Here is a 24,822-nt window from a genome sequence, read left to right as displayed (position 1 = left end):
TTTTATATTTTTCAAATACAATTAAACGCGCTACAGCAATTTAGTTAGCATTAACAATAGACTGTAATACTTTACGTAATTCATCACTGTTAGCTTTAGATAATCCAATAATCACACTGGGTTTCTGACCACGAGTTTCAATTTCAACCTTGTCCCAAATAATACCGCTACGGTAATTAAACCCTGCAATTTTATTCCATGGTACTTCATCCGTGTTATTCCACAGTCTAAACACACCGGGGGTATTAATCGTGATTTTATCTTCATCGGTTATGATTTCTTGCGGAAGAAGTCGAAACCTAAACAGCAAAGAGGCCAACACTTCCGTGTTGAATGCCATGGACAACTGACCCACATCAACACTTATCTGGCTAAAGCGATAACGACAGTGCATGCACACCTTAGCACCAGCAGGTAATGTCCCATAACAGTCGGGGCAGACATGCTCTGATAAATACTCATGACAATGAGCGCATTTGAGAGCGCCTTCATTCAGTTCACTTTGGCAAAAAGGACAATCCATGTAATCACCATTTATTTGATAAGTTAACCATTAACTTAAGCTATCAGTACCTCAACTAGCAAGCCTAAAGCTAAATCGCAGGCTGCGGCTGACGATAAGCCTTTGTAGCCCACAGAGGTACAGTGGATAAACTGTGCTTGTAACTGCCAGATGTTTCTTTCGTTGAATATGAAACATACATTAAAGTTTGATTTTCTTTATCAAAAATACGTCTAATTTTCATGGTTTTAAAAAAGATGCTTTTTGATTTCTTAAATACAATCTCGCCTGATGCAGACATATCAATTTGTGCAATCATTTCTGGTGTAATTTCACCCGTTTGTCGACATGAAATAGCCGAATCGGACGGATCTGAAAAGCTTAAATCAGCTTCAATACTGGCAACATGACACGTTACACCTGAAACGATCGGGTCGACCATCATATTTAGCTTAATATCTTTGGTCGTAAAAACACCTAAACTGACTTTACCGACATCATCACTGCAACTCATTGTTAGCATGCTAGCCGCCACAACAAGTATTGCCGCAGTAGTTTTAGTCAGCGAAGGCAGTAACGCTTTGTTATTCAGTGTCGACTTTAATGGAGTAAACATCATTTCACTTTTCCTTAAGAATTAAATACTTTACCAGCCCAGCGCACAAGACCACTGGTCACACTACCAAAATGATCACCAACAACGATTTCTGCATCAGTAAATTGCTCGGCAATGCATTGATGAATAACCGGACTTTTTGCGGTGCCGCCAGTAACATAAACCACATCAGGCATAACGCCAGTCCCCTCCACCGCTTGCTTCATAATTGTCACCAACTTAGCAACGGGTTGATCAACCGCAGTTTCAAAATCAGTTTGATTTACCGGCACAGTAAATAAAGGCTCAATAAATGACAAGTCAGCGCTGTACTCAGACTGTGATGATAAACCTATTTTAGATTGCTCCGCTTGGCGTACAAACTGATAACTCATTTGATGTTGTCTTAATGATTTAAGACGTGTTAATAATGCAGGTTTTGACGAATCTTTAATTAACTCATCAATTAATTTTGCCGTGGTAAGCGAGCCAAAATCACGCTGAGCGCTGATATCATTTACCGCAACACCATTCCAAAACGGCTGTCTTGGTACGGTTAAATTGTTTTTCAATTGAGAACCAAGACCAAGGTGCGGCATAAAACAATTCATTGCTACGGCAATATCTAAATCGTTACCGCCAACACGTTGTCCACTATGGCCTAGTACATCTTCACTGCGATCTGTTTTGTGTTGTAAGTCTGGCCCCATTTTCACCATAGAACAATCCGTAGTACCACCACCGACATCAACCACTAATACGGTTTGATTACGTGTCATTGAAGCTTCATAATCCATCGCTGCAGCCATTGGCTCAAACAAAAAACTCACCTCTTCAAAACCCGCGCGTTTAGCTGCAGTTTCTAAAATAGTTTGCGCTTGTTGGTTGCTTAACTCTCCGCCAATGCCTTGAAAGTTGACCGGTCTGCCAATAACGGCTTTGGTAATAGGTTCATTGATCACTTTATTCGCGCGAGACATCACTTCTAACATCATAAGCGTCACGATGTCTTCAAACAGTCCTACCTGCTCAACTCTTAACCCACTGGCACCCAAAAATGATTTTGGCGAACGGACATAAAACCCTTCGTCAGGCAGCTCCAAATAAGCTTCAATCGCCTCAGGGCCAACAAAAACCACTTGCTCATCTGGGTAAATATCCAAATCATGGCGAACCATTCTTGCGCGGCTAAGTTGTGCAGAGCGCAGCTTGCCATATTCAGCTTTTAGCTCTGGTGCAATACGCTGATAAACAGCTTCGGCAATTAATTCTCGGTCCATTGCATATAAAGTCGATGATAAGAAATTACTGTCGCCATTGATCGGAATTAACGTCACTTCACCGTTTTTTTCAATTCCTACGGAACAATTAGCACTGCCATAATCAAACCCAATAAACATTTCTTACCACTCAAAAATTCAAATCAATGCTAAAAATAACACAAGCGCTATATAGGATCTTATAAAGTTTAGCGTTCACTGTTATTTCGCTGACATTTTCATCAATTGGTTTAATTTGCTTAATCAATTTGTTGCGTCTTTGAATTTACTGAAAACAGTGTTCACACTCAATGTGTTCACATAGCTGTCATATAACTGCAGTAAAATACCTTCCTATTTTTATTCATATTAAACAGCTGATTAGCTACCTCTATCCGATAGTACTATTTAAGCGCTACCTATTTAGTGATAGATTAATTTTTGCAGCATTGCTTTGCAGGAGCCCATCATGAACGAACCTCGACATCACAGATTTATCGATAAAGAACTCTCTTGGTTATCATTCAATGAGCGCGTATTGCAAGAAGCTTATGACACATCAGTGCCATTAATCGAGCGAGTTAGATTCTTAGGGATTTTTTCTAGCAATATGGATGAATTTTTCCAAGTCAGAGTGGCTGCAGTTCGCCGAGCTATCTTGGTATCGGGGATCAGTTCAAAGCAACTAGAATATCAAAGCTTGATGGCTAAGATTCAAGCTAAAGTATTAGATTTACAAGAAAAGTTTGATCAAATATATCCAGTGCTAATGAAAGAGCTCGCTCGCTGCAATATCTTTTTAATCAATGAAACTCAACTAAGCGAGTTTCATAGTGCCTGGCTTAAGAAGTATTTTAAAAATCAACTTAAACGACATATTGCACCACATATTATCAATGAAGATAGTGACTTGGTTCAGCACTTAGTTGATGGCACAACTTATCTCGTGGCCAGTTTACAAAGCGGTGAAAACAAAGAATACGCATTAATTGAAGTGCCGAATAAAAATGTACCGCGCTTTCTTGAATTACCTACTGAAAAAACTTCTAAAATAAAGCACTTAATATTGCTCGACAATATTATTCGTCATTGTATTGATGATTTATTTAGACCCTTTTTTGAATTCGATACCATTAACGTGTTTTCAATGAAAATGACCCGAGATGCTGACTACAATATCAGTAATGAACTTGAGCAAACAACTTTAGAGCGCATGACTAAAGGGATTAAGAAACGCTTAAAAGCTCAGCCTGTAAGATTGGTTTACGATAGAAATATGCCTGATGATATGCTCGAGATGTTAAAGTCTCATTTGCATATCAGCTCGACAGAATGCTTAGTTCCTGGCGGTCGTTATCACAGCTTTAAAGATTTTATGGACTTCCCTAATCCAAGTCGTAAAAAACTAGTCAATGAAAAGCTTCACCCTATTGATAGCAGTCAGTTTTTAGCCTTTGATAATAGCTTCGATGCCATTAGGCATAGAGATATCATGCTCAATTATCCATATCATAAATTCTCGCATTTCACAGAGTTAGTCAGACAAGCCGCTTATGATCCAGCAGTTAAATTCATTAAAATAAACTTATACCGTGTGGCTAAAAAGAGTCACATAATGCAATCACTTATTGATGCGGTTAAAAACGGTAAACGCGTCACCGCTGTAATTGAATTAAGAGCGCGCTTTGATGAAGAGTCCAATATTAACTGGACTCGCCGCTTAGCTGAAGCAGGTGTAAAAGTTCATCACGGTATCCCTAGTTTAAAAGTGCATTCAAAACTGTGCCTAATTGGTCGTAAAGAAGAGAATAAAACCCAATATTATTGTCATATTGGTTCAGGTAATTTCAACGAAGGAACTGCACGCTTTTACACTGATTTCTCGTTATTCTCAGCAAACCAAGATATTGCCGGTGAAGTAAAACAAGTCTTTGACCTCATTGAACGACCTTACCGCAAAGATGAATTCAACCATTTAATTGTCTCACCTTATAATTCTAGAAATAAGCTCATTGGTTTAATCAATAATGAAATTGAACAAGCTAAGCAGAATAAGCCTGCCAGTATTCAACTGAAATTAAACAATCTAGTCGACGACATCATGATTAATAAACTCTATGAAGCGTCACAAGCGGGTGTCAAAATCACCATGCTAATACGCGGTATGTGCAGTTTAATTCCTCAAGTCCCTGGGCAAAGCGATAACATTAAGGTTTTCAGTATTATTGACCGCTATTTAGAGCATTCGCGCGTTATGTTGTTTCATGCTGGCGGTGAACAAAAACTGTTTATAGGGTCGTCAGATTGGATGACACGAAATATTGATGAACGAATTGAAGTCACTACGCCTGTATATGATAAGCAGTTGAAACAGATGGTTATTGCTATACTTTCACTGCAATTTAAAGATAATACAAAGTCTAGGGTGATTAACCAGCAGCAAGACAACCGATATCACCCAAGAGGAAATAAACGAAAGCTTCGCAGCCAAGTGGCCATTCATCAATACCTCAATGGCTATGAGAAAAAAGTAACAAGTGCACTCGCTGCAATAAGTAACACAACAACTCATTGTTTAAATAACAATAAGAAACTACAAGAATTACCACAAGAGGCGTAGATTTGGCAGATGTTATTGCAGAAGACTCACAACATTTTGTCGCTATCGACATGGGGTCTAATAGTTTTCACTTAGTCATAGCCCGCGAACAAGATGGGCTATTACAAGTGCTGCACAAAGAAAAGCGCCAAGTGCAATTGGCTAAATATTTAGACAACCAAAATGTGCTAGATGAAGTTGCTATCGACAATGGTGTTCAGTGTCTTAAAGATTTCAGTCAACGTTTTTCAAACTTAGCCAAGACGCAAGTCAAAATAGTCGCAACCCACACACTTCGTGTTGCTAAGAACCGACAATCATTTTTAAAAGCCGCCAGAAAAATACTGCCCTATCCCATTGATGTGGTCTCAGGGCATGAAGAAGCTCGCTTGATCTACACTGGTATTGCCCACAGCCAAGTACTGAAACAGAAAAATATTGTCATTGATATTGGTGGTGGCTCAACAGAAGTCATTGTGGGGAATGAAAAACGCGCAAAACATTTAGCCAGTTTAAAATGTGGTTGTGTCAGTTATAACAAGCGTTTCTTTATTAATGGTCAGTTATCAAAAGATGCTTTTAAGCAGGCGATTTTAGCAGCAGACAAGCAGTTTGCAGGCTTAAGTCAAGTGTACTTTAATCAAGACTGGTCACTTGTATTGGGTAGCTCAGGTTCTGCTAAAGCCATTTCGCTTGCGATTAGTGAAATTACCGATAACGGCGAAGGCATTACTGCTAAAAACCTGCTGGCATTAAAGAAACACCTGATTAATATTGGCAGTATTGAAAAACTTGTATTTGAGCATTTAGATGACAGAAGAATCCCATTATTGGCTGCAGGCCTAGCTATTCTTATCAGCTTTTTCAGGCAGTTAGGTATTGAAAGCCTACAAGCAGCTAAAGGCGCTCTACGTGAAGGGGTATTGTACGAACTGGCTAAAATTGAGCAGCAAAATGATATAAGACAACGCACGTTATCAAGTTTAACTCAGTTATATCATACTGATTCAAATCAAGCGCTTAAAGTAACCAATACTGCGCTGACATTATTTGAGCAAGTCACAGAAAAGTGGCAGCTAACGGATTATCGCTGGCTTTTAGAAGGTGCCTGCCAGCTACATGAAATAGGTATTTCGATTAACTCAAAGTCTCACCATAAACACGGAAGTTACATTCTTGAAAATAGTGATTTACCAGGATTTAATCAGCAACAGCAACAATTATTAGCCTTGCTCGTTGGCAACCATAGAAAGAAAATCAATTACCTGTCAATCACCATTGCAGATGAAACACAGCGCCTTGCCTTTTTCAGATTATTGACCCTTTTGCGATTAGCAGTGCTATTTAATCTTGGCCGTACATCCAGTAGTTATCAGCACATAATAGTAAAAGCACAGCAGGCAGATTTCAATGTCATATTTTCTGGTGAGCAAGCCAAACATAATGAATTATTACTGCAAGATTTATACGCTGAGCAAAAGAGATTGGCCACAATTGGGATTAACCTCAGTTTTGGCTAGTCTCGGTTGTCATTAATCTGAACAGCTAGTTTTAAAACTAAAAAAGCATCCATATGGATGCTTTTTATACTTTGGTTAATCACTAAAACTCTGATACGAAGCTAGAAATTTAACCAATAAATCTTAGCGTGCAACATAAACTAGCTTACTTAACTTTTACTTTTCATTTTGCGCTTGTTTTAGTGACTCTTTGTCTTTACGACGCTGGGCAATCACTTGCTTTACTTCGCTACCAATATGCGCTTCGCCGCGCTGTTTCGCTAGCTGAACTTGGCGTTCACGTTCGATAAAACGTTGGCGTTGCTCATCAGATATTTTATCAATGCAGTGGGGACAACTTACTCCTTGCACATAAGCTTCTGATTGCATTTCTTCTAGAGTGATAGGCATACGGCATGCGTTGCACTGATCGTAAATGCCTTTTTCAAGGTCATGATTTACTGCAACTCGATTATCAAATACAAAGCACTCACCTTCCCACATGCTTTGTTCAGGCTTTACTTCTTCAAGGTATTTTAAAATGCCACCTTCAAGATGATAAACATCTTCAAAGCCTTGCTCTTTTAGATAAGCAGTCGATTTTTCGCAGCGAATACCACCGGTACAAAACATAGCTACTTTTTTGTGTTTTGCCGGATCAAGGTTTTCTTTTACATAATCAGGAAACTCTCGAAATGTCTCTGTTACTGGGTTAACGGCATCTTTAAAGGTACCGATTTTAACTTCGTAATCATTACGCGTATCAACCAGTAATACTTCAGGATCGGAAATAAGTGCATTCCAATCCTTTGGTTTAACGTAGGTACCAACGACTTCACGAGGGTCGATACCCTCTACACCCATGGTCACAATTTCTTTTTTAAGTTTTACCTTAGTGCGATAAAAAGGCATGTCTTCATCAAAAGAAAACTTACAGACAATATCAGCTAAGCCTTCTTGAGTTGCCAGCCATGCAAGTAACCCATCAATGGCTTGCTGACTACCTGCAACGGTGCCGTTAATACCTTCTTTAGCGAGTAATAAGGTACCGCGGATCTCAGCATTTTCCATATGGGCTAATAATGGCGCTCTAATGGATTCGAAATGAGGTAACGCAACAAATTTATATAAAGCACAAACAACGACTTGTGACATGGGGTTCTCCGCAAGCTGGAACTTAATTTCCAGAGCATTTAATGTAAGCTGACTAATGCAAGACTACTTAAGGTGACAGACCTCAAATAAAGGCGCGAAATTGTACCCTAATCACAGTCTTTACGGCAATTTAATTTGATTCAGATCACACACTTTGATGGTCAAGTTAGGATTTATCACTAACAATTCATTTATTAACCTTTTAAAATGAATCAAATACTTAAAAAAAATAACTCAAATTATGATCCTATATAGTTTTAGACGTTGCCCATATGCTATGCGCGCCCGCTTAGGGTTACACTTATCTTCATTAAACCCGCAAATACGTGAAATAATACTAAAAAATAAACCGACTCAATTACTCGACATTTCACCTAAAGGCACGGTACCTGTATTAGTGGTAAACACGCAGCAAGATACTGGCGGCGCTGGTGTAGACCATCACACTTTTGTACTAGAAGAAAGCCTAGACATTGTCCATTTTTCTCTAGGTAATTATCCTGCAGTCAATAGCGAATATTTATGCAAAGATGAATATGATTTATTAATTCACTCTCTAAATGATGCCAATGCTAAAACACTAATTGAAAAAAATGATAACGAATTTAAAACCTGGCTAGATAAATACAAATACGCAGATAGACACCTTGAGTATTCTGAAGAGTATTATCGAGAAAACGCATGTAAATTCATTGCATTACTGGAACAGAGATTAAGCGACTCCACGCACTTATTTGCTGACAGCCCTACCTATGCAGATTTTGCTATTTTTCCGTTTGTCAGACAGTTCGCCCATGTAAATAAAAATTGGTTTGAGCAGAGCCAATACTCCAAAGTGAGGCAGTGGCTAAAACTTCACATTGAAAGCAATTTATTTCAGGTAGTTATGCGTAAGTATCCACTATGGCTTGATGATATTAATCAACAAATGAGTTTAAAAAGCACACTATAGTTTAGTAACTGCTTAATTAAACAGCTCAACTTCAAACTTTTGTATAAATATTCATAAAAACCATTGAATTAGTAAGACTAATTAGAGTAAGTTATATCAACTTAAAGATGGATTTTTAATTGTTTTTACTGCGAAATCCTAAAATGAGATTAAGCTTAAATAAGTCTCTTTGCAGTAATCAAGGATGTAGACATGGAACAAATGGATTTGGTGATGTTATTAATACTGTTATTAAGTATTTTGCATATCATGTTTTGTCATCGAGCAATAACAACGGGTGCTCATATCGACAATGTACGAAGGTATCTATGGGGAACAATTAGCTTGATTTTTGGGCCTTTAGGTTATTATATTTATCAAAATTTACTCCCGCTAGACTCCTTAGACCCAAGTGAATAAAAGCTCAAGTATATGACGCTGATACATTACAGCGTCATATTTTATCTACAGATGTTTTCACCTGATAGCGCCGAATCCTTCACTATTTATTAAAGCCTATATTTGATGAATCAATACTCAAACTTATTAGACTTAAGCTCATTAGACTCAAGGTTTGTATTAGCCCAGATTTTATCTAAGCTAGTCATTTATCTAGGCTGAGCAAATATCAAAGAAAGCGAGCAAATTGACGTCCAGGCTTTAACGGTTTAACAGGTGCGTTAACTGCTGGCGTACCTACGTATAAGAATCCCACTATTTGCTCATCTTCGGCTAAGCCTAAACCTTCATTAACAACCGCGCTAAAAGCAAAGTCACCTGTGCGCCACACTGCGCCAAGCCCTAATGAAAAAGCCGCTTGCTGCATTGCCATCGTGGCACAACCTGCTGCCAGTTGTTGCTCAAGTAAAGGAACTTTAGGGTGCTGCTGATTTTTGGTCGCGATAGTGATGACCATCGGGGCACGGTGTGGCATATTTTTAGCTTTAGCGATAAAGGCTTCTTCAGCTCCGTTTGCAGTCGCTGCTTTAACAAAAATATCGCCTAACTTATTAAGACCATCACCAGTAGCAATGATAAATTCCCATGGCGTTAATGCACCATGATCAGGCACACGTGCGCCAGCATTAAGAATGAAATCAAGTTGAGACTCTGAAGGAGCAGGTTGAGTTAATCTCGGCGTTGATTGTCGGGTAAGTAATAATTCTGATGCGTCCAATGAAATGTCCTTTTTATCAATCACATTAATTAAATTCTGACTGATACTAACAAAAATCCCACATTGAAGTGGGATTTTTTAATGACTCAATTTATGACATAAAACGCTTTCGAATAAAGTAATCAACGCTAGTGTATCGGCCACCACCCATCATGAGTAGAGCCAGCAACATAAATAAATAGGTAATGGCAAACTCTATACCATTATTTAAGATAACAAAGTTACCTGAGCTAGTAAGCCATTCATAATTACCGTGCTGTTGCAAAATTGACTTCGCAGCAGCCAATTTTTCAGCAGATGCGGCAACATTATCATTCGCAAGCCAAGAACTAGCATCAGCAATAGCTAACCAGCCGTTATCAATGTGAACAGCAAATGCCGCAACCAACATGGTAAACATCATTGGAATAGCCACTAATCGAGTCGCTAAACCAACCAATAATAAGAAACCACCAAATAACTCAGTACCTGCAGCAAGTGCTGTCATCACCTCAGGCATTGGTAGTCCCAATCCCCAATCTGGATTACCAAACCATGCAGCAGTATCGCTAAAATGCGACAATTTATTATAACCTGCCTGCATTAATACCGGCGCAAGATAAATACGTAATGCTAATGGTGCTAAACCTTCAAGGTGTTTTAAAAAATTTAAAAACTGCTGGTAAAGGTTGGTCATATTTATTCCTTAAAATATTCATTCATTACGTCAATAGACCAAGCTTAGTCGAAAATTATTTCATCACAGGTAATTAAAACAGCCTAAAATAGTACCTGAATTATTTTATCTCACTTGAAAGATCACTTAAGTCAGTAATTAGTTCTTCCATTTTACCGGTAAAATGTTGCCTCTGTTTGGCGGATAAACTGCGATTAATATCAATCACCAATTGACCAAATAATCGAGAATTTTGATCAACATGTTGCTGGTAAACCTCTGACTTTAATTCATCTGGTGAGGTCATTAATAAACGCATACGTTGTTCTAATAAGCGTTCATCATCACGCATTTCAATCGCTTGTTGAAACTCTCTTAACCATTCAAGTCGATATTCGAGCCACATATCTAAGGTCGCAATGCGCTGTTTATTATAGTTTTTGACTAAACTTTGTTGTTCTGTAGATACACTGCCTAGCCAATCATCAATACGATCTAATATCTTGTCATTGGAATCTTCTAATAACTCTTGTTGTGTCTTTCCTGCATACTTTTTGTTTAAGTCTTTATTATCTTGTTTGAGCTGTTCAATCATGCCATTGGCTTGTTCATCAGATAAGCTTGCAAGGATGGGTAATAAATCAGGTAGGATAAAGTCGAAAATACGGAACCAGTGAGCCTTTGCATCCGTAACTTGTTGCTGCCACATTTCGGGCGTCACAGTTTGCGTTTCAATCGCAGTAGAAAGTGTATTGAGTTGTTGGCTATACCTTAATAATTCATCTTTTTGATGCCAGATGAGGAATTTATCTAGTAGAACATCAAATTGTTTTTGCTGACTCTTATCTAAAGTCACATATTCCTCGACCCGCCATTCTATGGCCCAATCAAGAAAAAAATAACTAAATTTAGTTGAGCAGCCAACTAAAAATACCACCAGCAATATTGGAACGAATGACTTCTTCAACGGACGTTCTCCTTAATCTTGGCTATTGATTAAGAATAATAGTCTTATGATATTAAAGATAGGTATTTGTTGAATAACGTAAAATATGAAGCTTTTACCTCAGCAATATCTGTCAGCTTGTTACCTACAATTGGTGCCTCAGCCTCCTTTCCCGTGTCTTCAACCTCTGTTCCTGCCATCATTAATGCCCAAGCGGCAGCAAACATCCAAAAACAATTAATGATTTGCCTTACATACTGGCTAGCGCCAACTTTAAGATTTGGTTGCTCAGCAAAATATTGTTTACATAAGCTGGTCACTTGATGCGAAGTTAATTGGTGAGTTGTCAAAACAGAGGCCAAATCAAACATTGGGTGACTGGCCGCACAATATTCAAAATCAATGCATTGCAATTTATCATCGCAAAACAACAAATTATAGGGTGATAAATCTCGATGGCAAAACTGAGGAGCTATCAAGCATGATTCCAAATCAGCCAACCAAGCATTCATCTCAACTTGTCGTTGCTTTAACTGTCTGAACGAACTCTGCCATTGTTGATTTTTTTCAACTTGAGAAATGGTTGTTAAAGACTCGAGGTAAACTTGCCATTGCTGCGTTAAGCTGATGACTTTAGGTGGCAAAGGTAGCCTTGATAACTCGCAGAGTAATTTTAACAGGTGCTCAACGGGGTCAAGTGCTTGTTGTTGCTTATTTTTTAATAGCGTTTGATCCTCTGCGGATTGAGATATTGGATTTAGATGAAAAACAGAATTAACCGGGCGTTCTCGGGAATTAAAGCCGTATTCAGAGTATATAGATGACCAATCAAACCTATCTTGCTTAATAAATTCGCTCAAATAAAACTGTTTATTAGCACTTTTCCAGATCAGCTTTGGCGCTAATTTAACTGCTTCAACCATCTGCCAGCAAATGACTTCATTGTCTCTATCACACCATTGTTGAACATTTTTATTATCACGCAGCACCCAATCTTGATGAAGCATGTGGAGCCGATAATTACTATTGCTTAAACCAGCAGATAGCTTAGTGACGCCAATACAATGTGAACTTATCTCATCCACTAAATTAGACGGCAGTAGTCTTTGAAATGATGCAGGCAATACAGACCAAGGATTAAATTTTTTCATCTATTTCTGCATTTTAGTTCAGGCTCCACTCTTGCTCCACTCTGGCTTTAAAGTCATTCTAAACGCCTTTATTTTGCTAGAGATAAATTAACGTCAAGGTTATCTTGCTGCATTTTCTTGCGCCACATGAAATAACCACTGACAGCCATGAACAGATATAAAATAAGTAAACCAGATGTGAGCATCAAGCCTTTCTGTAAGTATAAATAAATCGATAGTGAATTAATCACCATCCAGTAATACCAATTCTCAATGACCTTTTTCGCCACTAGATAGGTTGTCATCACAGCAAAGCATGTCGTTAATGCATCAAGATAAGGAAACGAAGCTGAGGTATTCGTTGCCATTAAATAACCTACGACTAGAGAGATTATGCTTGTGACGGCAATAATAATTAGATGTGTCTTCAGTGACCAACTGATAATGGGAGAAGCCGTGTTGTGGACATCGCTGGCACCATAACGCCACAACCAAAAACCATAAATAGCCATTGCCATGTAATATACATTCAGCAATGACTCCATCAATAATGAGACCTTCCAAAACAACACGGTGTAAATAGCCGTACTGACAAATGCTGCAGCCCAGCACCAGATATTAGTTCTCATGGCGAGAACTAAATATGCGATGGCCAATATGACAGCAACCGCCTCCCAGCCAGTCATAGCTGTGGCTTCAGCGATGGCCGTTTGTATTGATTGAAAAATCTCAGCAAGCATAATAAGGCGCTTCTTTTTCTATATTGTGCGAATTAACAAGTTTTATTCTGTATGGCTTAAATCTAATTCGCCACCGATAAACTTACATACAAAAACAGCCTTGCCCCACTTTTGATGGGCGGCTTCCATTTCTACCGCAAGCATTGACATCACATCTGCATATTCGCCACAGATTTGTGTTGCCATCGCATTGGTTTTTCTTTCAATATTTGAATAGCTATCAACACGACCAATAAACCATTTAATCGGATCTAAATAGTTTTCGTTAAATGGATACATACTGATTTCAGCAGTTAATTTCATCAGGAATTCCTTAGGTACGTCTCAATTAAAAATACCGCCATAGTCTAGCAAATTATGGCGGTATTTCACTGAAATACGTTGTAAAAATATATTGTTAAAACTATTGTAATTATTAAAGAAAATGATCTTTAACGATTACTCATTAACGCTACATAAACTTCACATCAAGGGTAATACCTAATTGACGAGGGTCGCCATAACGAACATATTGTTTGTCAGCCCAATCTAAATCTGGCTCGTTACCAAAGTAAAAGCCTCTTACACCATATTGCTCATCAAATAAATTCCTGCCCCACAGGTATGCTGACCACATTTGTGACTCATAGCCAATGCGAGCATTGAAGATAGTATAAGCATCGGACTTTGATTCATTACTGTCTGAGTAATAAAAATCACTTTTGCCACTCGCATTAAGGTTAGTAAACCAACCTGAATCACTGACATAACTCATACCAGCACTATAGGTAAAGTTAGGCGCATGCGCTTGGTCACGACCTGTCAAATCAATCACGTTGCCATACTTATCGTTATATTGATAATCACCGTATTCAGTTTCTAACCAACCAACACTGCCATAAAACTGAATATTATCTGTCGCATAGTATTTAAAATCAGCTTCTGCACCGTAATTTTTGGCGCTGCCTGCATTTTCTGTATACAGAATAAAGCGCTGCTGATCATCTGGATCTTGTTGTGACGCTGATACTTGCTGGTTTTGACGGTCCATATAAAATAACGCCATATTCGTCGCAACCACACCATCTAACCAAGATGACTTAAGACCTAATTCGTAGTTATATAAGATTTCAGTATCGAACTCTTTTTTATCAGCCAATTCCGGTGGTAATGTCATGTTAAAACCACCAGCTTTATATCCTCGTGCGATTCTGAAATAAGCATTATGATCTTGGTTTAAGCTTTTCGAAATCGCTAAATGACCGCCCCACATATTCTCTGTTGGGTCGAACTCATCACCGTTGCTATCGCTGTATTCACTTTCTCGGCGCTCTAAACGCACACCAGCAGAAAAGACATAACCGTCGCCAAACTGGGTATCTGTTTGAGCAAAAACAGCATAATTGGTTGCTTCATATTCAGATTGTAAAACCTCGTCAGGCCAGCCGTTATATTCAGAATATAAATCATTATCTTCTTTTAGATTCATACCATATAAACCCAATAACCAATCAGTTGAATCATTAAAGATTCGACCCGCTTCGTTTGAACTGATCCTAAACTCTTGTGAAATAGTTTTACGTTCGCCTTGTTTATCCCATGTGTAATCGTACACACACGGCTCAGTGCCAATAACAGCCCAACTGTCATCATAGGCTGGACATTCTTTAGATGCCCAATATTCAGGGTTAGCCCAGTCACCGTCATAATTATGATGATGATCAGTTTGCGCAAATGAGGTTAACGAGGTGAGTTCAAATTTTTCAAACTGAGAGAAAATAGCTTTTAAACCTACACCTGTGGTTTTTTGAGCATCAACACCTGGGGCATCTGTAATGGTATCAAAACCATTGTTATCCAGTGTCCAAGCATCATAACCATTATCAAAGTTCGCGTGTAATAGGGTTAAATCTAATTGGACATCATCAGATGCGTACCAGCGCAGTTTAGCTCTAGCCGTAAACTCGTCGCGGGCATTGGTATCTTCACGTTCAAGGTAAGTATTATCGCGGTAACCATTTTGAGAATGCTGCTCTAGAGAAACGCGATAAAGTAATTTTCCTGAATCAGAAATTGGACCAGAGCTGAAACCGGAGAATGTCTGTAAGTCGTCGTCGCCCATTGATACTTGAGCGCCATGTTCAAACACATCTGTAGGGTCATTACTTTTTAAATAAATCAAACCCGCTAACGCATTAGCACCGTATTGCGTACCTTGAGGCCCGCGCAAGACTTCAACTTGTTGCATATCGTACATGCTCGAAACCATGCCAATACCAGACAAGTCGATATCATCAACAATAAAACCAACCGATGAATTAGGTGCGCCTTGATACTCTTCTTGTTCACCCACACCACGGATTTGGAAATATTTAGGGCGAGAGCTGCCACCAGACCAGTTAAAGTTAGCAATGGAGTTCAAAACGTCTTCAAAATGTTGAGCGCCTTCATCTTGCAATTGTTGACTGTCAATAACGGTGACACTAGATGGCGCTTTTTCAAGTTCTATACTGCTAAAATCAGCATTAACAACAATCACTTCCATTTTTTCAGCGTCGGGAGCAACGCGTTCGATATTTTCTGTTTGAGCAACAGCGGAAGTTGATAAAGCAGCGAGAATGGCTATCGCAACAGGCGATTTAGATTTTAATAAAGACATAGGACCTCAAATAATAATTTTGAGATCCGGCAAGCATAGCGAATGAGTGATGTGCATCTGTGACAAACGGGTCTTATGTGCGTTGTGCTAACCGCGCTATCGTAACTGTGTTGTCGTAAATAAATGCAGCCTATTCCTACGCCGGTATGAGCCGGATCAGGTTCTAAGGGTTTGTCATTAGACATCTCAGTTAGCTCATTAATGAGCTAACACCCCTTGGCGAGGCGGATTATAAACGATTCAACTTAAGTACGACACTATTACCGTGAACTTTTCATTAACTATTTAAGTACAAATTTGTATCACACAGCAATAAAAAATATATAGCGATAAAAAAACACCCAATTAGGGTGTTTTTAATACTCAAAATACAGATTAGTTAGAGAATGCTTTACGCACGTACACATCAAAACGTGTCGCATTGGCATTAGGCGCTAACGCTGTTACTTGCATTTGCTGTTTGCCATGTAACTTTAACGACTTCCAACTTGTGGCCTCATCTTCGATAGTAAAACCGCTGACATCATACCAAGTGAACTTATATTGTAGGCGTAAATCGCTGCCAACTTGGCTCATAATAAGTGCTGAACCTTGTAGCAAATCCCCTTGAGTACGTACTCTTACTTGCTCAACGGCAACTTCTTGACCAAATGAGTAATTATCCACTCTCGTGACACCATTTGAACCCGCTGAAACCCCTGCAGTGTGATTGGCACAAGCAGACATCATTAATACTAATGTTACAACAACGATAGACAGTTTCATGATTGTTCCTCTGGGTACTATTTACTTATTAAGAATACTTATTAAGAATACTTATTAAGATTACTGTAAAAAATGGCTTATGTTTAATTTACACTTTATTGGTCTAATAAAAAATGGGCTCTAGCTGTTGCTATCAACTGCTTTCTATTAGTTTGCCAACAATTTATCGTTACGTGGGCGACTCTGCGCCCCTGACGAGTAATTTTACACTCTGCAAAGGTATCTTGGTGTAAGCCAGCACGTAAGTAATCAATTGAGAAGTCAATGATCTTAGGTACCTTCTTCGCCTGCATAAATACCATTAATTGCACAATCGCCGACATTTCCATAAAGCCCGCGATAACACCGCCATGGATGGCAGGTAAAATAGGGTTACCGATATTGTCGTCTTTTTGTGGCAATTTAAACACCATTTCATCACCGAAACGGTTAACACTCATGCCAATAAATTGCGTGTACGGCACTTTTGCCAGCAGATAACTGTAATCATTAAGATCAATAGCACGCTTCACAATATCATGAACGTTTAATTCATCGTCAACGAGTACTTCGCTGTCAGTTTTTGAAGAAGTGCCAGTACTAAGGTTTTTATTATCAGCGAGCTCATCGCTGGTGCTAGTGTCTCCCATTAATGCTTGGCGGAATTCTTCGCCGACCATTTCTGGACTTATTCGCATAAAAGAACCAACAGCATGAGCAATAGGATCATCAACACTGTCTTGATAAGCAATGGCTCTTGTAAAAGCAACGTTGGCTGATAAACGGTAACACTCAGCAATCGCATAAAGTGGCTTATCAGGTTCAGCGGGTTTCATATAGTCAACACGCAAATCCAAAGTTGGCGATATCTCTAGAGACTCATATTTAGCTAAAATTGCACTCACAACCGACGTACCTGATGCCGTGTCGATTAACGTAGTTACCACACCACCATGGATAACTCCGGTATCAGGATCACCAATAATATCTTGGCTGTATGGCAGTTCGAGTAACACATGATGCTCACTCGCCTCAAGTACACTAATGTTCAGGCGTCGACATTGGGCTAACTGGTTCACGAAACGAGTCGCAACTTGCGTTAGCGGAAAAAATTCACTGTTTATTTTCATTGGGTTAGAACTATCCTGCATGATTAAGCATTGAACCTAACGGTTTGCCGCCTACTAGATGCATGTGGATATGATAAACCTCTTGGCCACCATGCTTATTGCAATTCATGATTAAACGATATCCGTCTTCAGCTATCCCCGCTTCATCAGCAAGCTTTGCCGCAACAGACATCATGCGTCCTAAAGCTAACTCATCGGACGCTTTGATATCGTTAGTCGTTGGAATAAGGTGATTTGGGATAATTAAAATATGCGTTGGAGCTTGCGGGGAAATATCACGAAAAGCGGTCACCAACTCGTCTTGAAATAAAATATCCGCAGGAATTTCGCGGCGAATAATTTTACTAAAAATGGTTTCTTCGGCCATGGGTAATCATCCTTATCGTTATTTGTGAGGTGAACTTTACTATAGAGCGCGCCAACTAGATTATCTTATAGTATCAACTACGACCTTTGTCACTCCAGTAAATGTACATTTTAGATTTTGTCGTCTTGTACATATGCATTTGCACATTGGCAGTGATTTTGGCAGCATTGTGGTTCTTCTAGCTCGCATTTCTTTTTAGCAACACCAACTTATTTGGAAATTGTTCATGCATTATCACATCATTGCTATCGATCCTAAAGCGCATTTATTTGAAGTCACTCAAACAATTAGCAAAGCAAAACTGCAGCAAACACTGTCATTGCCTTCTTGGTTACCAGGAAGCTACATGATCCGTGATTTTGCAAGAAACCTAATCGATATAAAGGCAATAGATAAAAATGGGCAACCAATTGAGGTGCTTCAGCTAGATAAACAAACTTGGCAATGTCAAAACAGCGACAGTTTTATTAACATTTCTTATCAGGTTTACGCTTGGGACTTATCCGTGCGATCTGCTCACCTAGATACGACTCACGGATTTTTTAATGGCAGCAGTGTTTTCTTATGCGCTGAAGGGCTTGAGCAAGAAAAACACACATTAACCATTGAAAAACCAGTATTGCCTGAATTGAGTGATTGGAAACTTGCCACCAGCATGAAACGAACCTCTGGTGAACAATTTGGCTTTGGTGACTTCTACGCTGGTAGTTATGATGATTTTATCGATCATCCTGTAGAAATGGGCAACCTCGCGATTGCCAGTTTTGAAGCATGCGGCGTACCTCACGATATCGTTCTCAGCGGTAAACATCGCGCATCACTACCCCGTTTATGTAAAGACTTAAAAGCCATTTGCGAGTACCAAATAAACCTCTTTGGTGGCAGTGCACCATTTGAGCGATATGTGTTTCTTACCACAGTATTAGGCAATGGTTTTGGCGGTTTAGAACACAGAGCAAGCACGGCGCTAATGTGTTCAAGAAAAGATTTACCTACTGATATGTACCATGAAGTGAATAAAGATTATCGGGTTTATTTATCCTTATGCAGCCATGAATATTTCCACAGTTGGAATGTAAAACGGATTAAGCCTGCTGAATTCACCCCGTTTGATTTATCCAAAGAAGCTTATACAGAGCAATTATGGGCTTATGAAGGTATCACATCCTACTTTGATGATTTTTTAACTTATCGTAGTGGCTGTGTCGATCAAACTCAATATCTCACTATGTTAAGCGAGATAATGACCCGAGTATATCGTTCACAAGGGCGTTTTAAGCAAACCTTAAAATCATCAAGTTTTAATGCCTGGACTAAGTTTTATAAACAAGATGAGAATGCCAATAATGCCATTGTGAGTTATTACACTAAAGGCGCCTTGTTCGCCTTATTCTTGGATCTCACCATCAGAATTGAAACAGAAGGCAAACAGAGTTTAGATGATGTCATGCGCACGCTTTGGCAAGAGTTCGGTGCAAAAGGAATTGGCACTGAGATTAATACTCACCAACAAATTGTCGAAAGCCTGTTAAATCGCAATTGTGACGAGTTATTTGCTTACCTCGATAACACCCAGGATATCCCGCTTGAGCCTTTGCTTAACCAAGTCGGTATCACACTTCGCCTTAGAGCCAGTGCCGGCAATGCTGATTTAGGCGGTGGAGAAACCAAAGGTTATGAAATAGCATTTGGCGCAAAAACGAAACCTGAATCTCTAGGCCTTAAAGTCTTGACGGTTACCCAAAGCAGCCCTGCTCATCAAGCTGGACTGAGCGCGGGTGATTTATTGATCGCAGCAAATAACTTACAAGTTGATGCGCAATTTGAAGCACAATTACAATCAATGAGTTTGGGCGATGAAGTCACGTTAACTTGGTTTAGAAGAGATGAGTTAATGCAAGGTGTTATGACAATTAGCTCTGCAATAACTGATACCGTTAGTCTTGATATTCACGACCAAGAAAAACTGAATATTTGGCTGTAGCGCTATAGGCATTACCTAAATATCAAATAAAAATTGAATATGCTTTTATTTCTGAATATAAGACATATTCAATTATTTACAGCAATAAAAAAGGTGCCATATAGGCACCTTTTTTTACTGTAAATAATTGAGCTTTAACGTGTGTTAGCCGCGCTTAATTCTTGCACTCACTCTGGCTTCACTGTGGGCTTCTAACCAATACTTTTGCAAAGTTTCATTTTGCAGACCGGTGACAGAATCACCTAAGTTCCAAGCACCTTTCCAAATACCATCTGCAATTAAATGTACTACAGCACTTTCAATCGCTGACACAACACAAAGGCTTACAGGTTCATTTGAGGTGTAACCGACTTCAGCTTCTAGTAAATCTTGAGCGTCAATAAACTTAAATACACCAGCGGTGATTTCTTTTGAAATTACCGATTTAGTTGTAGTAACACTACTTAAAAGGCGACCAGTTCGAATATCAACTGCACGTAGGTTTACAGTAATACTATCCACACGATACTGACCAGAAGCACCAATACCTAAATATCGCGCGCCAGCACCACCTGTTTTGATGTTAGTGTCATAAGCAACAATACCGCCTTCCATCAATACTTGGGCGCTGTTTAATTGAGGCAGTTTATTCTTATTACCATTTAAGCCAGCACGTAAAATTTTACGCTCGGTTAATAAGTTTTGCAGCCCTTCTCGCTCAACAGGTATAAACCATGCAGAATCATTCAATGATTGCGCTAAAAATGCAGTTCCAGATTGCGGCACCGCAGTTGAAAAGTTACTAGACGGGATTGGTTTATATTGACCTGTTTGATCTCTAAAGTCATAAACTGCAGCAATCATGGCACCTTGAGGAAAAGGCAAGCTGACCAAATCGTAGTAAGTCTCACCTTTTGGCATTAAACTCGATGTTGCGTCTATGTCTGCAAACTCATCATCAACAGAAGAACATGCTGTTAACGAAAGAAGAAATAAACTGACTAAAATCTTATTCATTTTATCCTCCTGTAGACACTAGGCCGCCGACTTCGATTATCGTCGTTTCACCCGTTAGTAGATCTGTAATATGTACGAGTAACGTTCCATCTTCATTAACAACGTTAATTTCGAAGTCATCGGTTTTAAGATAACCTTCATTACCATTAGCTGCATCATTAAAGAGTTGAGACATTAACCTAGATTCTAACGAGCTTGCTAAACGTTCCAAAGCTGTTGGCGCGACATATCCCGTTCCACCTGAAGATTCAGGCTCATGATCATTTTGAGCAAGTGCATTATTTAATAAATACTGACCATTTAAGTAGCTACCACCAAAAGCGGGATTAACCGGAGTATAAACTAACTGAGTGGCGCTAATATTTGCCGAAAAAACTAACGCCGCGGAGGTAAATAATATTTTTTTCATGTGCGGTCCCTGCCTATATTTCATCGGGAGCTAAGTCTGGGTCTAAAAAAGCTCCCAAAAGCGCCCGTTCATTTTCCTGTTTAATCAGTGTGTTAACTCTTTTCGCAGCATAATTTGCTTGATCATCCAAGTTTCTACTGATTGGGGAAACAAAGGTGACGAAAATAGTTTTTCGATTCTGTTGAATCAACATTTTACTACCGCTTCTGGCAGTAGCTTGTTCGATAATAGTAATGCCTGAATGTTTCGTTATTCCGCCAATATCTCTATAAGCCCCGACAAACTGACGATAAAAACGATGCCCAAGACGTGTCATTGCACGATTTAGAATGAGTCCATCGATTAAGTCAGTTTCATCTTTAGGAATAGAATCACTCGTATCTTGAGGTTTTACTTTAATTTCTTTTTGTATATTTTTATCTGTAGCAGAGGTTACAGGCTCTTTAGCATCTTCTTGACGTTGAGCCTGTGTTTGATCAATCACTTCATTTGGAGCTTTATTGATGGTCTCTACTGTATCCACAGATTGAGATACAGAAGAGTTTTCAGCAAATACGTTGCCTGAAATTAATAGTGTTAAAAACATCAAATTGATGTTTTTCATACTCTAACCTCATGCATATGAGTTTGTGCCCAAGCAATTGCCTGGCCTCGACTTGAAACACCTATTTTTCTAAAAGCACGATATAAATGTGTTTTAATGGTACTTTCACTGACAAACAGTTGGTTAGCAATATCCAAGTTTGTGCTACCTGATAGTAAAGCTTGTAGCACTTCCCTTTCTCTAATCGTCAAGTGCTCACTCTCATCATCAGCAATATCACTCAATAATGATTTATGTAAATCATTCGGAATAATACTTCTTCCTTTCAATATTTCATTTAATCCACTACTAACTTGACTTAATTCTGCATCACAGTAAAAAACACCGGCAGTTGTAGCAGGATGAATTAGAAATTTTGCATCGACTTGCTTAGGAAAGTTTAAAAAAACAGTTTTTACAGCATAATGTTCCCTTTCTATCAATTTTTGTAATTGATAGACCTGCTGTAAGTCAATTGTCGCTAAATCAAATACGACTAGAGAATTTTGATGAGATGACAGTTGCGAACTCATTGTTGCTGGGGTGGCTTTAGCTAACTTCACAAGAAACTCTTGCGGCCAACGACAGTCTAATAAATCAACTAATAACTGAGAACGAGAAACTATCATCCAATTGACAACTTTAAACATTAATTACACTCCATTGTGACTAGATGATTAAATTGAACATGAATTGATAAATCATTTACAAGGTAATCTGACAATCCAAGTACAGATAACATTAACTTGTAAAGCAAAGAGCTAGCACTTAACAACGTACTAGCTCTTGTTAAATATTATCAAGGTAGATATGTAATAACTATTAGCCTAACGGGTGTTTTTACTTACTCCAATAGACGAAAGTATTACGATATTACATGCCTTGGTTAACCGTAATGTTGTTACCCGCACCTGAGGTTACTGCAAATGAGCTGTTACCATTACCTATTTGAGATACCGATACAGTACTACCTGAACTCATGTAACCACCAGCGAATGAAAGGTTGCCTTCACCTGTTTGAATAACTGAAACAGTGTTAGAGTCACCCATTATTGCACCAGCATATGATTCATTTAAATCACCAGTCTGAACTAAATCAACTGTAGAACCTAAATCATCAGTCAAAGTGAATGAATAGTTGTCATTACCAGCTTGAGTAACGTTAACCATATCGCCTGCACCGTACTGTTCGTTTTCAGCGGTATTTAAATCACCAGTTTGGGTTAATGTTGCTTGGTCACCAGCACCAAACTGTTGCGAAGAAACCATGTTACCTAAACCGCTAGGTGTAGAAGTTTGTACCACGGTAGCAGTATTATCAGTCCCTGATTGTGCCACCCCTGCCTCATTAGAATCTTCATTTTGAGTTACAGAAGCTTCATTATTATCACCTAATTGTGCAGTAACTGCGGTGTTCGCATTACCAGTCTGAACAACGGTAGCCATATTTGAGATAGAGAAATCTTGAGCAGTCGCTGCAATGTTATCGTTACCTGTTTGAGTAATGACTGCAGAAGTATCATCACTACCTGCACCTAACAAATGGTTGTCAGTTCGTTGCCCTATTAATGCATCATTACCTGAGCCAGTTTGATTAACAGTACCGACAGCAGCATTAGAAACAACTTGAACAATCGCAGCTCTATTAAAGCCAGAACCGCCACCATATTGGTTAATCGTTGCCACAGCATTATCTGATTGAGTATTTACTGCAGCTGCATAATCATCATTACCATACTGATTAATTGTTGAATTAGCTGTATCACCACTATCTTGAATAATACGACCCCAGTTATTATCACCCATTTGAGTAACAGTGGCTGCAGCATCAAGGCCGTTATTAAATCTTTGTTCAACTGTTGCTAAGTTACCAGCACCAACTGACGTAATTGTCGCTGTTGCAGAATCTGTTGCGTCATGCTGATAAACACTACCCATATTTTCAGAACCATCTTGGGTAATAAAAGCATGTGAATTAGTGGTATCAGCTTGTTCAATACTTGCAACACTGTCAGAGCCGTACTGCATAATAGTCGCATCATTATCCATGCTATTTACGACTTGCGTTACGGTTGCAGACTGGTTCGTCCCCATCTGCTCAACCCATGCTTCATTATCATCGCTAGATGCATTAACAGAAGATGCTAAAACCGCTGCCGAAACAAGTATTGCTAATTTTGAATATTTCATGTCGTCTTTCCCTTTACTGAATTAAATTAAAGATTTCCTTGGGTTACTTGGTAATTCTTAAAAGCACCCACCTGATGAAACGTTATATCGTGATTTGAGCCTAATTGGTTGATCTCAATATTGTTATAGAAACCAGCTTGGGTTACTTCAGCATTGTTGTAATCTCCTTCTTGATATAAATCGATAGAAGAACCAACCCCACCTTGCCCAACAAACGCTGTATTATTTGTCCCTATTTGCATTATTTGTAATTCTAAATAAGCACCAGTTTGTATTACTTCTGCGCTATTTTCTTGCCCTTGTTGCTGTACATTAAGAAAGTTGCTTTGACCAAATTGATTCACGTTTGCCACATTACCTTGCCCAGACTGACTTACAATCAAGTCATTAGACCAACCAAACTGCGTAATTGTTGCCTCGTTAAACCCATGGGACAATTCATCAATCTCACTGATATCTTGACCTGCAAAACTCGGAAATGATAAGCACAATCCAATAGCACTTAATACGGCCATTTGAAACATACGAAAATTCGCATTATATCCATTGCAGATTGAACACTTATTCAAGGTCATGCTTCCTGCCTCCTTGTT

The 24,822-nt window shown here is 38.9% G+C and carries 25 protein-coding genes, 1 pseudogene and 1 riboswitch; of the genes and pseudogenes, 5 read left to right on the top strand and 21 right to left on the bottom strand.

The window, feature by feature from the left end; all coding sequences use genetic code 11:
• Positions 1–40: 40 nt before the first annotated feature.
• From BCU84_RS17195 to yegD, 3 genes are all read right to left on the bottom strand, one after another.
• On the bottom strand, positions 41–523 hold the full coding sequence (locus tag BCU84_RS17195; protein WP_102529300.1) for a zinc ribbon domain-containing protein: 483 nt from the start codon (positions 521–523) through the stop codon (positions 41–43).
• A gap of 70 nt (positions 524–593) precedes the next feature.
• Complete coding sequence (locus tag BCU84_RS17190; protein WP_198589606.1) at positions 594–1,025, bottom strand: CreA family protein; 432 nt, start codon at positions 1,023–1,025, stop codon at positions 594–596.
• Positions 1,026–1,132: 107 nt separating this feature from the next.
• Entirely contained in the window at positions 1,133–2,497 is a 1,365-nt protein-coding gene (gene yegD, locus BCU84_RS17185; protein ID WP_102529299.1) for a molecular chaperone, read from the bottom strand.
• A 328-nt stretch (positions 2,498–2,825) separates the two neighbouring features.
• Between yegD and ppk1 the strand changes: the two genes are divergently transcribed.
• Positions 2,826–4,976: a polyphosphate kinase 1 gene (gene ppk1 / locus BCU84_RS17180; RefSeq protein ID WP_102529298.1), complete on the top strand. Its 2,151-nt coding sequence runs from the start codon at positions 2,826–2,828 to the stop codon at positions 4,974–4,976.
• 2 nt (positions 4,977–4,978) lie between these two features.
• Positions 4,979–6,475 (top strand): exopolyphosphatase, encoded by a 1,497-nt coding sequence (locus BCU84_RS17175; RefSeq protein WP_241906473.1) that lies wholly within the window; start codon positions 4,979–4,981, stop codon positions 6,473–6,475.
• Between the two features lie 156 nt (positions 6,476–6,631).
• Here the strand turns inward: BCU84_RS17175 and BCU84_RS17170 are convergent, their stop codons facing one another.
• Positions 6,632–7,609, bottom strand: coding sequence for a rhodanese-related sulfurtransferase (locus BCU84_RS17170; RefSeq protein WP_102529297.1), 978 nt, complete (start codon positions 7,607–7,609; stop codon positions 6,632–6,634).
• Positions 7,610–7,850: 241 nt separating this feature from the next.
• Here BCU84_RS17170 and BCU84_RS17165 point away from each other — a divergent pair, with 241 nt between their 5' ends.
• Together BCU84_RS17165 and BCU84_RS17160 are read left to right on the top strand one after the other, a co-directional pair.
• Positions 7,851–8,561, top strand: coding sequence for a glutathione S-transferase (locus BCU84_RS17165; protein ID WP_198589604.1), 711 nt, complete (start codon positions 7,851–7,853; stop codon positions 8,559–8,561).
• A 192-nt stretch (positions 8,562–8,753) separates the two neighbouring features.
• The gene (locus BCU84_RS17160; RefSeq protein WP_102529295.1) at positions 8,754–8,960 is read left to right on the top strand and encodes a hypothetical protein; all 207 of its coding nucleotides are present in this window, start codon (positions 8,754–8,756) and stop codon (positions 8,958–8,960) included.
• A 208-nt stretch (positions 8,961–9,168) separates the two neighbouring features.
• Here the strand turns inward: BCU84_RS17160 and BCU84_RS17155 are convergent, their stop codons facing one another.
• The 11 genes and pseudogenes from BCU84_RS17155 to hinT form a co-directional block, all read right to left on the bottom strand.
• A complete protein-coding gene (locus BCU84_RS17155; RefSeq protein ID WP_102529294.1) occupies positions 9,169–9,717 on the bottom strand; it encodes an NAD(P)H nitroreductase in 549 nt (182 codons plus the stop codon).
• A 91-nt stretch (positions 9,718–9,808) separates the two neighbouring features.
• Positions 9,809–10,399, bottom strand: a complete 591-nt coding sequence (locus tag BCU84_RS17150; protein WP_102529293.1) for a DoxX family protein — start codon at positions 10,397–10,399, stop codon at positions 9,809–9,811.
• 94 nt (positions 10,400–10,493) lie between these two features.
• Positions 10,494–11,339, bottom strand: a complete 846-nt coding sequence (locus tag BCU84_RS17145; protein ID WP_102529292.1) for a DUF6279 family lipoprotein — start codon at positions 11,337–11,339, stop codon at positions 10,494–10,496.
• A 44-nt stretch (positions 11,340–11,383) separates the two neighbouring features.
• Positions 11,384–12,469, bottom strand: coding sequence for a phosphotransferase (locus BCU84_RS17140; RefSeq protein WP_102529291.1), 1,086 nt, complete (start codon positions 12,467–12,469; stop codon positions 11,384–11,386).
• A 68-nt stretch (positions 12,470–12,537) separates the two neighbouring features.
• Complete coding sequence (pnuC, locus tag BCU84_RS17135) at positions 12,538–13,188, bottom strand: nicotinamide riboside transporter PnuC (protein ID WP_102529290.1); 651 nt, start codon at positions 13,186–13,188, stop codon at positions 12,538–12,540.
• A 42-nt stretch (positions 13,189–13,230) separates the two neighbouring features.
• Complete coding sequence (locus BCU84_RS17130; RefSeq protein ID WP_102529289.1) at positions 13,231–13,491, bottom strand: YkoF family thiamine/hydroxymethylpyrimidine-binding protein; 261 nt, start codon at positions 13,489–13,491, stop codon at positions 13,231–13,233.
• 148 nt (positions 13,492–13,639) lie between these two features.
• Positions 13,640–15,826, bottom strand: a complete 2,187-nt coding sequence (locus BCU84_RS17125) for a TonB-dependent receptor (RefSeq protein ID WP_102529288.1) — start codon at positions 15,824–15,826, stop codon at positions 13,640–13,642.
• Between the two features lie 115 nt (positions 15,827–15,941).
• Positions 15,942–16,053: riboswitch (TPP riboswitch) on the bottom strand.
• A gap of 148 nt (positions 16,054–16,201) precedes the next feature.
• The gene (locus tag BCU84_RS17120; protein ID WP_102529287.1) at positions 16,202–16,591 is read right to left on the bottom strand and encodes a YcfL family protein; all 390 of its coding nucleotides are present in this window, start codon (positions 16,589–16,591) and stop codon (positions 16,202–16,204) included.
• Positions 16,592–16,686: 95 nt separating this feature from the next.
• On the bottom strand, positions 16,687–17,220 hold the full coding sequence (locus tag BCU84_RS21140) for a PaaI family thioesterase (RefSeq protein WP_347231198.1): 534 nt from the start codon (positions 17,218–17,220) through the stop codon (positions 16,687–16,689).
• Between the two features lie 99 nt (positions 17,221–17,319).
• Positions 17,320–17,700, bottom strand: a pseudogene (locus BCU84_RS21135) (PaaI family thioesterase); the annotation flags it as partial.
• Positions 17,701–17,710: 10 nt separating this feature from the next.
• A complete protein-coding gene (gene hinT, locus BCU84_RS17110) occupies positions 17,711–18,067 on the bottom strand; it encodes a purine nucleoside phosphoramidase (RefSeq protein WP_102529286.1) in 357 nt (118 codons plus the stop codon).
• 226 nt (positions 18,068–18,293) lie between these two features.
• Between hinT and BCU84_RS17105 the strand changes: the two genes are divergently transcribed.
• Positions 18,294–20,051, top strand: a complete 1,758-nt coding sequence (locus BCU84_RS17105) for a PDZ domain-containing protein (protein ID WP_102529285.1) — start codon at positions 18,294–18,296, stop codon at positions 20,049–20,051.
• Positions 20,052–20,195: 144 nt separating this feature from the next.
• On the opposite strand, the gene BCU84_RS17100 is transcribed toward BCU84_RS17105, so the two are convergent.
• The 6 genes from BCU84_RS17100 to BCU84_RS17075 form a co-directional block, all read right to left on the bottom strand.
• A complete protein-coding gene (locus tag BCU84_RS17100; RefSeq protein WP_102529284.1) occupies positions 20,196–21,047 on the bottom strand; it encodes a CsgG/HfaB family protein in 852 nt (283 codons plus the stop codon).
• Between the two features lies 1 nt (position 21,048).
• Positions 21,049–21,456, bottom strand: a complete 408-nt coding sequence (locus tag BCU84_RS17095) for a curli assembly protein CsgF (RefSeq protein WP_102529283.1) — start codon at positions 21,454–21,456, stop codon at positions 21,049–21,051.
• A gap of 13 nt (positions 21,457–21,469) precedes the next feature.
• Positions 21,470–22,060, bottom strand: coding sequence for a curli production assembly/transport protein CsgE (locus BCU84_RS17090; RefSeq protein ID WP_241906472.1), 591 nt, complete (start codon positions 22,058–22,060; stop codon positions 21,470–21,472).
• Positions 22,057–22,689, bottom strand: coding sequence for a LuxR C-terminal-related transcriptional regulator (locus BCU84_RS17085; RefSeq protein ID WP_102529282.1), 633 nt, complete (start codon positions 22,687–22,689; stop codon positions 22,057–22,059). The genes BCU84_RS17090 and BCU84_RS17085 overlap by 4 nt, the downstream gene beginning before the upstream one ends.
• 223 nt (positions 22,690–22,912) lie before the next feature.
• Positions 22,913–24,229, bottom strand: coding sequence for a hypothetical protein (locus BCU84_RS17080; protein ID WP_102529281.1), 1,317 nt, complete (start codon positions 24,227–24,229; stop codon positions 22,913–22,915).
• Between the two features lie 26 nt (positions 24,230–24,255).
• Positions 24,256–24,804 (bottom strand): hypothetical protein, encoded by a 549-nt coding sequence (locus BCU84_RS17075; RefSeq protein ID WP_102529280.1) that lies wholly within the window; start codon positions 24,802–24,804, stop codon positions 24,256–24,258.
• Positions 24,805–24,822 lie beyond the last annotated feature (18 nt).

This window comes from Shewanella sp. 10N.286.51.B7 (assembly GCF_002873615.1).
GTDB classification, from domain to species: domain Bacteria; phylum Pseudomonadota; class Gammaproteobacteria; order Enterobacterales; family Shewanellaceae; genus Shewanella; species Shewanella electrodiphila.
Note: the sequence above shows the minus strand (reverse complement) of the source record. Positions and strands in the feature narration are given on the sequence as shown.